General features: G+C 64.0%; 9 protein-coding genes. 8 read left to right on the top strand and 1 reads right to left on the bottom strand.

Annotation, left to right across the window (positions count from 1 at the left end; translation table 11 throughout):
* Positions 1 to 6: 6 nt before the first annotated feature.
* The 8 genes from NDK18_RS06515 to NDK18_RS06480 all read left to right on the top strand — a co-directional run bounded on the left by NDK18_RS06515 (position 7) and on the right by NDK18_RS06480 (position 8,475).
* Positions 7 to 1,314: an ABC transporter permease gene (locus tag NDK18_RS06515; RefSeq protein ID WP_250625124.1), complete on the top strand. Its 1,308-nt coding sequence runs from the start codon at positions 7 to 9 to the stop codon at positions 1,312 to 1,314.
* A gap of 10 nt (positions 1,315 to 1,324) precedes the next feature.
* Positions 1,325 to 2,551 (top strand): ABC transporter permease, encoded by a 1,227-nt coding sequence (locus tag NDK18_RS06510; RefSeq protein WP_250625125.1) that lies wholly within the window; start codon positions 1,325 to 1,327, stop codon positions 2,549 to 2,551.
* A gap of 85 nt (positions 2,552 to 2,636) precedes the next feature.
* The gene (locus tag NDK18_RS06505; RefSeq protein ID WP_250627355.1) at positions 2,637 to 3,977 is read left to right on the top strand and encodes a sigma-54-dependent transcriptional regulator; all 1,341 of its coding nucleotides are present in this window, start codon (positions 2,637 to 2,639) and stop codon (positions 3,975 to 3,977) included.
* A 76-nt stretch (positions 3,978 to 4,053) separates the two neighbouring features.
* Positions 4,054 to 4,383 carry a hypothetical protein gene (locus NDK18_RS06500; protein ID WP_250627354.1) on the top strand — a complete coding sequence of 110 codons (330 nt, stop codon included), beginning with the start codon at positions 4,054 to 4,056 and terminating at the stop codon, positions 4,381 to 4,383.
* A 4-nt stretch (positions 4,384 to 4,387) separates the two neighbouring features.
* The gene (locus NDK18_RS06495) at positions 4,388 to 5,755 is read left to right on the top strand and encodes a sensor histidine kinase (protein WP_250625128.1); all 1,368 of its coding nucleotides are present in this window, start codon (positions 4,388 to 4,390) and stop codon (positions 5,753 to 5,755) included.
* Positions 5,756 to 5,804: 49 nt separating this feature from the next.
* The gene (locus NDK18_RS06490) at positions 5,805 to 6,752 is read left to right on the top strand and encodes an SPFH domain-containing protein (protein ID WP_250625129.1); all 948 of its coding nucleotides are present in this window, start codon (positions 5,805 to 5,807) and stop codon (positions 6,750 to 6,752) included.
* Between the two features lie 5 nt (positions 6,753 to 6,757).
* A complete protein-coding gene (locus NDK18_RS06485; RefSeq protein ID WP_250627353.1) occupies positions 6,758 to 7,204 on the top strand; it encodes an NfeD family protein in 447 nt (148 codons plus the stop codon).
* Positions 7,201 to 8,475 carry a threonine/serine exporter family protein gene (locus NDK18_RS06480; protein WP_250625131.1) on the top strand — a complete coding sequence of 425 codons (1,275 nt, stop codon included), beginning with the start codon at positions 7,201 to 7,203 and terminating at the stop codon, positions 8,473 to 8,475. Before NDK18_RS06485 ends, NDK18_RS06480 begins: the two co-directional genes overlap by 4 nt.
* Positions 8,476 to 8,512: 37 nt before the next feature.
* Here NDK18_RS06480 and NDK18_RS06475 read toward each other — a convergent pair whose 3' ends face one another.
* Positions 8,513 to 12,649 (bottom strand): autotransporter-associated beta strand repeat-containing protein, encoded by a 4,137-nt coding sequence (locus NDK18_RS06475; protein ID WP_250627352.1) that lies wholly within the window; start codon positions 12,647 to 12,649, stop codon positions 8,513 to 8,515.
* Between the last annotated feature and the right edge of the window lie 593 nt (positions 12,650 to 13,242).

The raw sequence follows: 13,242 nt of genomic DNA, 5'->3' as shown, positions 1-13,242 counted from the left end.
CCATCCATGTTCGGCTACTACTTCCAACTCGGCCTGCGCAGCTTGAGGCGCAACCCCATCCTCACCGCCTTGATGGTGATGGCGATCGGCTTTGGCGTCGCGGCGTCGATGACCACCTACTCGGTGTTCCGCGCTACCTCGCGCAATCCCATACCGCAGAAATCCGCCCAGCTGTTCCACCCGGCGATCGACAACTGGGGGCCGGAGGACACCGAAAAGGGTGAGCCACCCGATTCCATGACCTACAAGGACGTGGTCGCGCTGATGCGCGCGCACAAGGCGCCACGCCAGACGGCGCTCTATCCGATCGCATCGGCGCTTATCCCCGACGATCCGTCCTCGCTGCCCCAGCGCCAAGGCGCCTATGCGGTGTACACCGACTTCTTCCCGATGTTCGACGTGCCCTTCATCTTCGGCAAGCCCTGGTCAGCGGAGGAAGACGAGGGCCACGCCGCGGTGGTAGTCATCTCCAAGAAGCTCAACGACAAGGTGTTCGGCGGCGCCAACAGCGTGGGCAAGCAGCTCAACCTCGACGGCCGGCTATACGTGGTGTCGGGCGTGATCGAAGACTGGGACGCCTCGCCGCGGTTCTTCGACCTGGTGAATACGGGCGGTTTCGACAAGGGTGCACAGTTGTACATGCCCTTCACCCGCGCCATAGAACTGCAAAAGCAAAGCAACGGCAACAACAACTGCAACAGCGACCCGGGCGATGGCTGGGACAACTACCTGCGCTCCGAATGCATATGGCTTGCGATGTGGGTGGAACTGCCCGATGCCGCGGCCGCTGCCAGCTACAAGCAGTTCCTTACCAACTACGTCGACGAGCAGCGCAAGGCGGGGCGTTTCCGTTGGCCGAACAACGTGCGCCTGCGCGATGTGATGGATTTCCTCGATGCCGAGCACGTGGTGCCGGCCGAGACGCAGATCTCGCTGTTCGTATCGCTGGGATTCCTGGTGATCTGCCTGGTCAATACCGTAGGCCTGCTGCTGGCGAAGTTCATGCGCCGTGCGCCGGAAATCGGCGTGCGCCGGGCCCTTGGGGCCTCGCGTAAGGAAATTTATTTCCAGTTCCTGCTGGAGGCGGCCGCCGTGGGCGTGGCCGGCGGTGTACTGGGCCTGCTGTTGACGGGCCTTGGCGTGATGGGCGTGGGGCTGGTATTCGAACCGGCCATCGCCCGCCTGGCGACGCTCGATATCTCGCTGGTGCTGATCACCTTGCTGGTTGCCGTCGCTGCCACCTTGCTGGCGGCCTTTTATCCCACCTGGCGCGCAGCACAAGTGCAGCCAGCCTGGCAGCTGAAATCCAACTGAGGCCACCACGATGATGATCAAGCCGATTTTATCCGCGCTGCGCCGGCACAAGGCCGGCACCATCCTCATCGCCCTGCAGATTGCGCTGACCCTGGCCATCGTCTGCAATGCGCTGTTCATCATCCATCAGCGCGTAAGCCACCTGTCGCGCGGTACGGGCATCGATGAATCGAACCTGGTCATCGTGACCAACCGCCTGGTGGGCAACACGGAGAATTTCGTTCCGCTGATAAAATCCGATCTCCAGGCACTGCGCCAGATGCCGGATGTGGAGGCGGTTTACGCCACCAATTCCTACCCGCTGCGCAACGGCGGCTGGTCGATGGGCGCGCGGACCAATCCCGACCAGAAGAAATCCACCGGGCAGACGGCGATTTATTTCGTCGACGAGCATGCGCTTGCCACCCTGGGCGTCAGGCTGGTTGCCGGGCGCAATTTCAATGCTGGTGACGTCATCGACCAGGACCCGAAGAAATCCATTGCAGGTCCCGTGACGATCGTGACCAAGGCGCTGGCGGACAAGTTGTTCCCGGACGGTTCGGCGCTCGGCAAGAACATTTACCTGACCGAGGAAAAGAAGCCCAGCACCATCGTTGGCATCGTGGAGAAGACCCAGGTGCCATGGGTGAGTTCCTTTGCCTCCACGTGGGACCAGTACGTGACGTTCCTGCCGGCTGTGCTCAACACCGACTACAACGCCTATCTGGTGCGCGCCAAGCCAGGACAGGAGGCAGCCGTGCGCGCGCATGTGCTGGACGTGCTGGTGAAGAACAACCGCATGCGCACCTTGCCCGACGAGAACGGCGTGCAAACCTTTGCCGATGTGCGAAGCAAGGCTTATGAGCGCGATCGCGGCATGGCAATCATGATGGGCATCGTCTGCGCGGTGCTGCTGGCGATCACCGCGGCCGGCATCGTGGGTCTGACCAGCTTCTGGGTGGGCCAGCGCCGCAAGCAGATCGGCGTGCGGCGGGCACTTGGGGCCACCAAGCGTGACATCCTCACCTATTTCCTGACCGAGAATTTCCTCATCGGCGGGGCGGGCGTGGTGGTGGGCAGCGCCATGGCCATTGGCATGTCGATGTGGCTGCAGCAGCACTTCGAGACCGAGCGGATGTCCGTGGTGTACGTGCTGGTGGGCATGGTGCTGTTGCTGCTGCTGGGGCAGGGCGCGGTACTTGCGCCGGCCATGCGGGCCTCGAAGGTGTCGCCGGTGGAAGCCACGCGCAACGCCTGAACGACGGGCCTGCTAGAATTTTTTGGCGGGCCCTTTCAACCTTTCGGCGTGGAGATGCATCCATGCCTCTATGCGACGAGCAAAGATGCGAACTGTCCTGATCATCGACGACAACCCGGCCGTGGGCGACGCACTGTCGCTGGCCTTGTCGTTGCGCGAGATACGCCCCCTGGTGGCCCTTACGCCGGAAGACGGCCTGGCCATCCTGGAGCGCGAGAGCGTGGACGTTCTTGTCCAGGACATGAACTTCACCGCCGATACCACTTCCGGCAAGGAAGGCGTAACCCTGTTCCGCGCCGTGCGCGAACGCCACCCGGACCTGCCGGTGATCCTGCTCACGGCATGGACGCACCTGGAAACCGCCGTGGAACTGGTCAAGGCAGGTGCCGCCGACTACCTGGGCAAGCCCTGGGACGACGCCAAGCTGCTGGCCACGGTTGAAAACCTGCTGGAACTGGCGGAGTCCACCAAGGAAGTCACCCGGGCCCGGGTCGAGCGCCGCAAGCGCCGCGAGGCGCTGCAGCGCAAGTACGAGCTCGATGGACTGGTATTCGCCTCCGAGGCCATGGGCCGCACGCTGGAGCTGGCCTGCCAGGTGGCCCGTTCCGACGTCCCGGTGCTGGTCACCGGCCCCAACGGCGCCGGCAAGGAGCGCATCGCGGCGATCGTGCACGCCAACTCACCGGTAAGCCGAGGCGCTTTCATCGCGGTCAACTGCGGTGCACTGCCGGGTGAATTGATCGAAGCTGAATTGTTCGGTGCCGAAGCCGGTGCCTACACTGGCGCCAACCGGGCCCGCGAGGGCCGTTTCGAAATGGCTGATGGCGGCACCTTGTTCCTGGATGAAATCGGCAACCTGCCGCTGCCAGGGCAGATGAAGCTCCTGCGCGTTCTGGAGACCGGGCAGTTCGAGCGGCTGGGCTCAGGCCGCACGCACAAGGTGAAAGTGCGCGTGATCAGCGCCACCAACGCCGACCTCAAGGCCATGATCCGCGCCGGTACCTTCCGCGAGGACCTCTTCTATCGCCTGAACGTGATCGAAGTGAACCTGCCGCCGCTGTCCGAGCGCGTGGACGACATCCTTCCCCTGGCCGAGCATTTCCTCGATGGCCGGGCCAGGCTATCGGAGGAAGCCCGCGATGCCTTGCTGGCACACGACTGGCCGGGCAACGTACGGGAGCTGAAGAACGCCATCGAACGTGCCCGCCTGCTGGCCAGCGACGGCGTGGTCGCCGTGCGCGACTTGAACCTCCCGGCCGCTTCGCCCTCGGCCATGCGCAACCTGGACGAACCCTCCCGCGAGGCCGTCGAAACCGCGTTGGCCAGTTCCGGTGGCGTGGTGAGCCGTGCGGCGCAGACGCTGGGACTTTCGCGCCAGGCCCTGTATCGCCGGATCGAGCGCTACGGCCTGGCCGTGGCCGGCTGATTCCTTCCGGCCCTGTCGCGCGTCACACCAAGTGAGGTACAACGTGCCTCACGTGCCTGATCGAGGATGTAGCGCCATGGTCCGTCCTTTTGCCCTTGCCCTGTGCCTGGCCACGTTCGCCGGGGCGAGCTTCGCCCAGTCCGCGTCGCCTCAGGCGGCCGACCAGTTTGGGCCCGCCCGCAGCACCACGGCTGCCGCGGCCGCCGACGCTTACAACAATGCCCGGTCGTCCCGTACTGGCGAAGCCGACAGCCACTTCAAGTTCCGCGACAATAAACCCGCGTCGCTCAAAGATCCGTACCCGGATCGCCGGCCTTTCGAGAAAGCCGGCCAGCCGCCCACCGCGCAGGATGGCCGTCCGCCAGTGCAATGCGCACAGACCCCGATGGATCCTGCATGCCGGTGAGCCCATGCGGCTGTTAAGCCTTGAGGGCCGGCTGACCCTGCTGCTGGCCGCGGCCGCGTTGTCGGGCGCGCTGGTTTATGTCGGCGTGACCGTGTGGCCGCTGCCGCAGGTCATCGAAGCGATCAACACATGGTTCAAGCTCACCATTGCCGCGCCCGGTGGCGTAGGGTCGCTGGGCGCGATGCTTGCCACGGTCGTGGTTCTGCTGCCGTTGGCAAGCATGCTGGCCCATCGGGTGACCCGGCCCCTGCAGCGGCTGCTGCGCGCGCTGGAAGGTGCCGTGGCAAGTTATCGCGACGGCGATTTCAGCTTCTCCATCGCCTCGCATCGTCGCGATGAGCTCGGCGCGCTGATCCGTTCGCACAATGCCCTGGGCAATACCCTTCGCGAGCAGCGGCAGAACCTGGCCCAGCGCGAACTGCTGCTGGACACCGTGGTGCAGAATACGCCCGTGGCGCTGGTGCTCACCGACGCGGCGGGCAAGGTGACCTATGCCAACATCGCGGCGCGGCATTTGTTCAACGAAGGCCGCAGCCTGCACGGGCTGGGTTTCGAAGAGATCCTGGCAGGCACTTCCGAATCGCTGCGCAAGGCGATCGCCTCGGGCGAAGACGCCCTGCTCACCGTGGAGATGGAAGGAAGCGAGGAAACCTTCCATATCTCGCAACGCAATTTCCGCCTGCAGGGAAGACCGCATCGCCTGCAGTTGTTCCGCCGCATGACGCGCGAGCTTTCGCGGCAGGAAGTAGCCACCTGGAAACGGGTGATCCGCGTGATCAGCCATGAACTGAACAATTCCCTGGCGCCGATCTCGTCGCTGGCGCACTCGGGCGCCGAACTTGCGCGGCGAGGCGATACCGACCGGCTGCCCGGCGTCTTCGGCACCATCGCCGAACGCACGCGCCACCTGCACGGTTTCATCGCCGGCTACGCCAGCTTCGCGAAGTTGCCGGCGCCGCAACCGGTGGCGATCGATTGGCCGCCATATATCGAGTCGCTGGCCTTGCATTGCCAGTTCCGGCTCGACGGCCGCCTGCCGGAAGAACCGGGACACTTCGACGCCGCGCAGATCGAACAGGTGCTGATCAACCTGATCAAGAACGCCCACGAATCCGGTGGCCCGGACGACGAAGTGGCGGTGTCGGTAGCAGTGGTGGCGCGGATGGTTCGCCTGGAAGTGTCCGACCGCGGGCCCGGCATGAGCGAAACGGTGCTGGCGCAGGCGCTGCTGCCGTTCTATTCCACCAAGCGCTCAGGCACGGGCCTGGGCCTTGCGCTGGCGCGCGAGATTGCCGAGGCCCATGGCGGCCGCGTGGCGCTGGCCAACCGCGAGGGCGGCGGCCTGCGGGTGAGCCTGTTCCTGCCGCTCTGAACCCCTGCTGGTGGGTATACTGCGGCTTCACCTGCATGGAGCTTAGGTCATGGGAAGCATGGTTGCACTCGTTGTCGTCGTCCTGGTGGTCATCACCATTACCCGCCTGGTACGTATCGTGCCGCAGGGCTGGGAATGGACGGTCGAAACATTCGGCAAATACACCACCACCCTTAGCCCCGGGCTGCATTTCCTGATCCCGATCTACCATGCGGTGGGGCGCAAGATAAACATGATGGAGCAGGTGCTCGACGTGCCTTCGCAGGATGTCATCACCAAGGACAACGCGGTGGTGCGCGTCGACGGCGTGGTGTTCTACCAGGTACTCGATGCCTCCAAGGCAGCCTACGAGGTGGCCAACCTCGAGGGCGCCGCGCTGGCGCTGATCATGACCAATATCCGTACCGTGCTCGGTTCCATGGACCTGGACGAATCCCTGAGCCAGCGCGACGCGATCAACGCCAAGCTGCTGAATGTGATTGATGAGGCCACCCATCCGTGGGGCGTAAAGGTCAACCGCATCGAGATCAAGGATATTTCCCCGCCGCGCGATCTCGTCGATGCGATGGCCCGCCAGATGAAGGCCGAGCGCGAAAAGCGCGCCAATATTCTCGACGCCGAGGGCTTCCGCCAGGCGGCGATCCTGAAGGCCGAGGGCGAAAAGCAGTCGGCCATTCTTTCGGCCGAGGGCAAGAAGGAAGCGGCCTTCCGCGAGGCCGAGGCCCGCGAACGCCTGGCCGAGGCCGAGGCCAAGGCGACCACGATGGTGTCGCAGGCGATTGCCAACGGCAACGTCAACGCGCTGAACTACTTCGTGGCCAACAACTACGTCGAGGCGCTGAAGGAAATGGCCAAATCGCCCAACCAGAAAACCCTGCTGTTGCCGATGGAGACCACCGGCATCCTGGGCTCGCTGGCAGGTATCGCCGAGCTTGCGCGTGACGCGGTTTCCCAGCAGGCGGCGGCGCGCGCGCAACCGCCGCGTCCGGTGGGTTGACGGCCATGCCTGGATTGGCGATGCACTACCTGTGGTGGATCCTTGCGCTGGTGCTGATCGCTGGCGAGATGTTGGTGCCGGGCTATTTCCTCCTGTGGATCGGCATCGCCTCCGGCGCCATGGGCGTGGTGTTGTTCGCTGCGCCCGGCATGGGCGTGCTGACCCAGGCCATCCTGTTCGGGGTGTTCACCTTCGCCTCGTGCTTCGCCTACTGGAAATGGCTGCGTCCGCGTCTTGAGCGTGGCGAGCCCTCGGCTTCGTTGCTCAACCGGCGCGGGGAACAACTGGTGGGCCAGCATCTGGTGCTGGTAGAACCGATCGTCAACGGCCGGGGCAAGGCCCGCGTGGGCGACGGCGTGTGGCTGGTGTCGGGGCCGGAGTTGCCCGCAGGCATCGAAGTGGAGGTGGTGTCGGTGAGTGGCAGCCTGCTGCAGGTACGACCCGCGGCATGAACGCGGCGGACAGGCAGGCCGCGCCCGCCATCGGCTTCGCCACGGCGGCGCTGAATACGCGCATCGCGTTCCTGGTGGAGTTGGCGCGCCGCCTTCACCAGTACGGCACCACCGCGCCGCGCCTGGAGGGTGCCATGTCCAGCGCCGCCCAGCGCCTGGGACTCACGGCCGAAGTATGGTCCAGCCCCACCGCCATCATCGTCTCCTTCGCCGACCTTGCCCAGGGCGAGGAGGGCGTGGCCCAGGTTACCCAGGTGATGCGGCTGCCGCCCGGTGATGTCAACCTGGGCCGTCTGGTCGAGGCCGACCGCATCGCCGACGGCGTGATCGACGGCAAGATCGACTTGCGCGAGGGCTTTCGCCTGCTGCGAGCCTTGGGCGCACCGGAGTCAGCCAGAGCCCACGCAGCCGTCATCGCCAGCTATGGCTTGGCTGCAGCGACCGTGGTGGGCCTGCTGTTGCACTCATCGTGGGTGGACCTGCTTACCGCCGGATTCATCGGCGTTGTGATCGGTGCCATCACCGTGCTGTCGGTAAGTCGGCCGCGACTGTCGGTGGCAAGCGAGGCCATCAGCGCCCTGGTCGCCACCCTCATCGCCACCTTGGTCAGCGCATACATCGTGCCGCTGGCGCTGAAATCCGTGATCCTGGGCAGCCTGATCGTGTTGCTGCCCGGCATGGCGCTCACCACCGCCGTGCGTGAGATATCCAGCCAGCACCTGGTTTCCGGCGTCGCGCGCATGGGCGGCGCGGTGGCGACTCTACTCAAGCTCACCTTTGGCACCGTCGCCGCTACCCAGGTGTGCGCCGCGCTGGGCGTGGTACCACGCGATTACGCCCTGCCGGCGCTGCCCGGCTGGGCCGATTGGCCCACCCTGATCGTGGGCGCCTTCGCCTTCGCCATCCTGTTCCGCGCCGCCCGCCGCGATTGGCCGGTGGTGATGGCAGCGGTGGTGCTGGGGTACCTCACCACGCGCTGGGGTGGGGCGATTTCCGGTGCACCCTTCGGCGTTTTCGTCGGCGGCATCCTGCTGGGCGCGCTCAGCAACCTTTATGCGCGTTTCGCCCACCAGCCCGGTGCGGTGGTTCGCGAACCGGGCATCATCTTGCTGGTACCCGGAAGCGTGGGTTTTCGCAGTGTTTCCTACCTGCTCGATCGCGACGCGGTACTGGGCATGGATACCGGGTTGCTGCTTATTACCCTTCTGGGCTCGCTGGTGGCGGGTCTGCTGTTCGGCGATTTGCTGATTTCTCCGCGTCGCTCCCTTTAGCCTTCCAGCAAGGGCCACCTGCTGCTACGCATCGCACTTACCACGCGTAGCGCAAGCCGATATGTGCATCGAAGCCACGACGCTGGACGTTGTCGCCATTGCCCAGTTCGTGCTCGTAGCCGGCAGCGCCATAAAGTGACAGCCGTGGCGACAGCTGCGCGGTAAGGCCGCCGCCCAGCGATGCACGCGTGGCCTGGGGCACCATTGGCAAGGCGCTGGCCTCGCCGCTGCTTGCGCCGAATTCCGTGGTGCTGCGCGCTCCCCAATCGCGGCGGACATCCAGCCCGATGTAGGGCATCCACAACTGGCCGTTATGCCCGGTCAGCTGCCATTTGCCGCGCAGGCCGGCGCGCCCGGTGTTGCCGTGGGTGCTGCCGATCGTCACCTGGCCAAGCCCATCGTTGCGCGGCCCGAAGTTCACGTACTGGTAGATCGCCTGCAGTTGCGGTTCCAGCACGAAGCTTTCGCCCAGCCGCGGCATGGCGATGGGATAGCCAAATTCCAGCGAAGCAATGAAGCCCGTGCCCGGCAGGTTCAAGCGAGTGACTGACGTGGAAGCCGAACCGCGATACGTACTGGCCTGCGCAACGCCATCGAGATACCAGCCGGTGGGACCGTAGTGCGTCCAGTAGGCGCCCACCGAGGTCGCATGCAGGCTCAGCGAGCCGGTATGTTGCCTGACGTAGTCGGTAGCATCGGCATTGGTGACCAGGCCCCGTACATCGACGTTGGCACTGCCATAGGCCAGGTAACCACCGAAGCTGTCGGTATGGCCCGGCAGCGACTGTCCCTGCCACATGTCGACGCCCACCTGGAAGCCCGACAGATTGCCCTTGGATGCAGGTGCTGCATAAGCCCGGTAGCTTTGGTCGATCGTGGCGCCGAAAACGCGGCCCCAGGTTGTGGGGCCATGATCGACGTCGGCCTGGGCAGCGGTGGCCGGCACGCTGTCGCCGATGCGGTCGTGCAGGGTCGATAGCGTGCGCTGGCCAAGCTCGCGTGCGAGTGGCTGCACCGAAGCATAAGTGGCCAGCTCCGGACCGATGATCGGATAGGTGCCCGGCGGCAGTTCGTCAGGGGGCGGATCGGTCGGCAATTCCGGATCCGGGGGATTGGGCGGCTCAGGCGGCGGCGGTTCGGGTGGTTCGGGTTCGGGCGGCGGCACGACGAACTCGTTGCGCAGATACCAATTGTCCGCCTGGGTGCCGTCCAGGCTGCCGCGGAACAGGCGATAGTCGAGCGCGCCGCTGCGTACTTCGCCGGGCAGGTTGAAGGCGTCGGCGGTGGTGGTTCCGCCATTGATGGCCGATACGACCAGGATGCCGTCGCCTCGCGTTCCGGCACTGGCGGTCGCGGTGTCATGGACGATGACGGATGTATCGCCGCTGGCCGTACCGCCGTCGATCACCAGCCGGTCCGACGGCGAGCCATCGCCATCCAGGAAGGTGTTCAGTACGAGCATGCCGCCCTGGCCGACGTAGTTTCCGCGCACGGTCAGGCTGGCGTAGTCGGTTGCGCCCGCGACCGCGCTGCCCGGCCACACACGCCCCTGGTTGAGGACGTCGCCGTTAATGATGCCCGTGCCGGACAGCGTCGCCCCAGGCGCCACGGTGACGTTATTGGATTGCAGCGATCCGATGAGGGCCAGGGTGCCGGCCGATATCTGGGTCGGGCCGGTATAGGTCTGGTCGCCGTCCAGTTGCAACGTGCCCGGGCCGAGCTGGTTTACGCCGCCGGTGCCGCTGATGATGTTGGAAAACGCGACGGTGTCGGAACGGTTGAACGCCAGCGTACCGTTGTTGGTGATGTTGCCCAGAATGCTGCCGCTGGTGCCGCCGGCGCCCAGTTGCAGCGTGCCTGCGGCGATGAAGCTACCACCGGTATAAGTGTTGTCGGCGGTCAGGATGGTGGTGCCGGTACCGCGCTGCGACAGCGCGCCACTGCCGGAGATCGTTCCAGGCAGGGTCAAGGTATCAGTACGGTTGATCGTCAGCGCGCCGTCGTTCAAAACGTCGCCGACAATGCTGCCGCTGGTACCGCCATTGCCCAGTTGCAGCGAACCGGAGCTGGCGGCGATCGTCGTGCCACCCGTATACGTATTGTCGGCGGTAAGGATGGTGATGCCGCTGCCGAGTTTTGTTACGGCACCCATGCCCGAGATCGTGCCGTCGAAAGTGAGCGTATTGGACCGGTTGAAGGTAAGCATGCCATTGTCGACGACGTCGCCGACGATGCTGCCCGAGGTGAACCCATTGCCGACCTGCAGCGTGCCAGCATTGATCGTGGTGCCGCCCGTGTAGGTGTTGGCGGCGGAGAGTACAGTGCGACCCGCTCCCCGCTGCACCAATGCACCGCTACCGGTAATGGGCGTCAGGAAAAAAATGTCGTTGGAGTGATTCACCGCCAGCGTACCGTTGTCGACGATGTTGCCGGCCACGCTGCCGGTGGTTCCGCCGTCGCCAAGCTGCAGGGTGCCGCCGCTGATCGTCGTGCCGCCCGTATACGTATGGTCGGCCGTAAACACCGTGGTGCCGACGCCGCGCTGCTCCACTGCGCCGCTGCCGGAGATCAGGCCGGCGAGGGTGAGGGTGCCGGCCCGATCGAAAACCAGGTTGCCGTTGTCGACGATGTTGCCGACGACGCTACCACTGGCGCTGCCATTGCCTAGCTGCAGCGTTCCTGCACTGATGGTGGTGCCACCGGTATAGGTGTTGTCCGCCGCCAGGATCGTGGTGCCGGCACCGGCGTTGACCAGCCGGCCGCTACCGGAAATCACGCCCGGCAAGGTCACGGTGTCCGAGCGATTGATGGACAGCGCGCCGTTGTTCACCACGTTGCCGACCAGGCTGCCGCTGGTACCGCCGTTGCCCAGTTGCAGCGTGCCCGCGGAGATAAGGGTACCGCCGGTATAGGTCTGGTTGGCGGTGAACGTGGTGGTGCCCGTGCCCAGCTGCGATACGCCGCCGCTGCCGGAAATGCTGCCGGCGAATGTCAATGCATCGGAGCGATTGAACGCCAGCGAGCCATTGTCCACGACGTTGCCGGCCAGGCTGCCCAGCGTGCCTCCGGCGCCGATCTGCAAGGTGCCCCCATCTATACGCGTTCCGCCGGTGTACGTGTTCGTGCCCGTCAACGTCCATGTCGCCGGACCCGTTTTGGCAAGCGCCAGCGTGCCCGAACCGCTGTTGGCCAGGGTGCCGGCAAACTGGATGTTGTCGGTGATGTTTACGGTAAGCGAATTCCCCGCGCCCGCACCGGTCACCGTTGACCCTGCCACGCCACTCAAATTTCCGATACTCACTGCCGTGTTGGCATTGAGGAGCTGCAAACTGGCATTGCTCGCTGTCAGATCAACCGAAGCGTTGGGATTGGTCCAGTTGGCGGCAGCATAAATCAGCGAAAGATTGCCTACGCTGACACCGCTCAACGAATTCAGGCCGTCGGCGACAGCATTTCGCAACGCTGAGTTGGTAAGCGTTACGGTACCCGTGCCCAGAGCATTGGGCGCAAGTGCTGAAAGCCAGCCCAGCCGGCTTGCTGTCGCATTAGTTGATGTAACAACCCAGTTGCCCGTAAACGCATTGTTGGCACTAAGCACTCGAAAGTTTTTTACAACAATCCCGGTAGCACCATTCGCATCGATATTCAGATTGATGTTCGCGCCACCGCTGAGCGCTGATCCGAATGAGAGGCCTTGGGAGGCGCTGGCGCCGCCGCCTGAAACCATGTTTATGGTTACGCTACCGGTACTTGCCAGGGTGACCGGTGACATGATCGTCCACAGTGTCGTCGACGCCGAACTCGCTCCGACCAGCGTGGAACCGCTGTCTAGAATGAGTCCGGACCCGACGGTGTAGTTACCTGTTTGACCGTTGGAGGTGGTGCTGCTTGAAAATGTCAGTGTTCCGCCGGATTGCACTTGAAGGGAGCCACCCTGGAAGGAGTAGCTCGTCGTACCGCCATTGGAGCCGGCCAGGGTGTTGGCATTGACATTGAAGCCGCTGCCGATCAGGTAATTATTGTCGGTGCTTGGCGCGGAGCCATCGCTCCAGACCGTTGCCAGATTCCATTGGCCGTTGGCCACCGTGGTGACAGGCGCCGCCTCGACAGGCGCTCCGGCGATCCCAAGCAGGATCGCTCCATACATGCACGACATCTTAAGGGAGCGGAACAAGGCGGCTCTCCCCCTTATCTGGCATCGATGCACGCTATTTTCATTTTGCGTGCCCACATCGCCATCCTTGTGGCCGGCACTATTGAAAGGTACAACCGTCGCAAAAGGTGGTTTGCGTGCTACAGGCTTGCGGCCGTCCATATCAATGTCCTTTGATGTCACTTCAAGATTGGGGGTTCCATCCCCAATCTGTTCTTTCCCCTGAATCTGCAACTTCCCGGTTCGGTTTTTCTTCTCGATACATACATCTATCGAGGAATAACAGCAGCGAATAGCAAGCCGGGAATTCTATGGATGGACTTATAGACCTTTCTTTTAACCCCGACAACTGGCCGTCGGCCCAGCTTGGATCATTTCAGAAGATTTCTATGCAGCAGGAGCTAAACCTTTTCCCGCGCCACGACGTCATTGCCGAAAATGTCCCATCGCATGGGATCAAGCTGCGCGGGCGCCGCAAGAATTTCGAAGGAATGGGCGTGCCCTGTGCCAGGCATGGTAAATGCACCAGCCCGAAGCGAGCTGGTGCATTCATCGTGGACGAGGATCTGAGTGAACGCCGGTCGCCAGCGATCATGGGTACGGGTGCCCGTATA

The sequence above is a fragment of the Pinirhizobacter soli genome (assembly GCF_015905305.1).
Taxonomy (GTDB): domain Bacteria; phylum Pseudomonadota; class Gammaproteobacteria; order Xanthomonadales; family Rhodanobacteraceae; genus Pinirhizobacter; species Pinirhizobacter soli.
Note: the sequence above shows the minus strand (reverse complement) of the source record. Positions and strands in the feature narration are given on the sequence as shown.

Coding starts and splice junctions, on each gene's coding strand:
- NDK18_RS06505 (WP_250627355.1), top strand. CDS start 2,637: ATGCGAACTGTCCTGATCATCGACGACAACCCGGCCGTGGGCGACGCA.
- NDK18_RS06500 (WP_250627354.1), top strand. CDS start 4,054: ATGGTCCGTCCTTTTGCCCTTGCCCTGTGCCTGGCCACGTTCGCCGGG.
- NDK18_RS06480 (WP_250625131.1), top strand. CDS start 7,201: ATGAACGCGGCGGACAGGCAGGCCGCGCCCGCCATCGGCTTCGCCACG.
- NDK18_RS06495 (WP_250625128.1), top strand. CDS start 4,388: ATGCGGCTGTTAAGCCTTGAGGGCCGGCTGACCCTGCTGCTGGCCGCG.
- NDK18_RS06510 (WP_250625125.1), top strand. CDS start 1,325: ATGATGATCAAGCCGATTTTATCCGCGCTGCGCCGGCACAAGGCCGGC.
- NDK18_RS06515 (WP_250625124.1), top strand. CDS start 7: ATGTTCGGCTACTACTTCCAACTCGGCCTGCGCAGCTTGAGGCGCAAC.
- NDK18_RS06490 (WP_250625129.1), top strand. CDS start 5,805: ATGGGAAGCATGGTTGCACTCGTTGTCGTCGTCCTGGTGGTCATCACC.
- NDK18_RS06485 (WP_250627353.1), top strand. CDS start 6,758: ATGCCTGGATTGGCGATGCACTACCTGTGGTGGATCCTTGCGCTGGTG.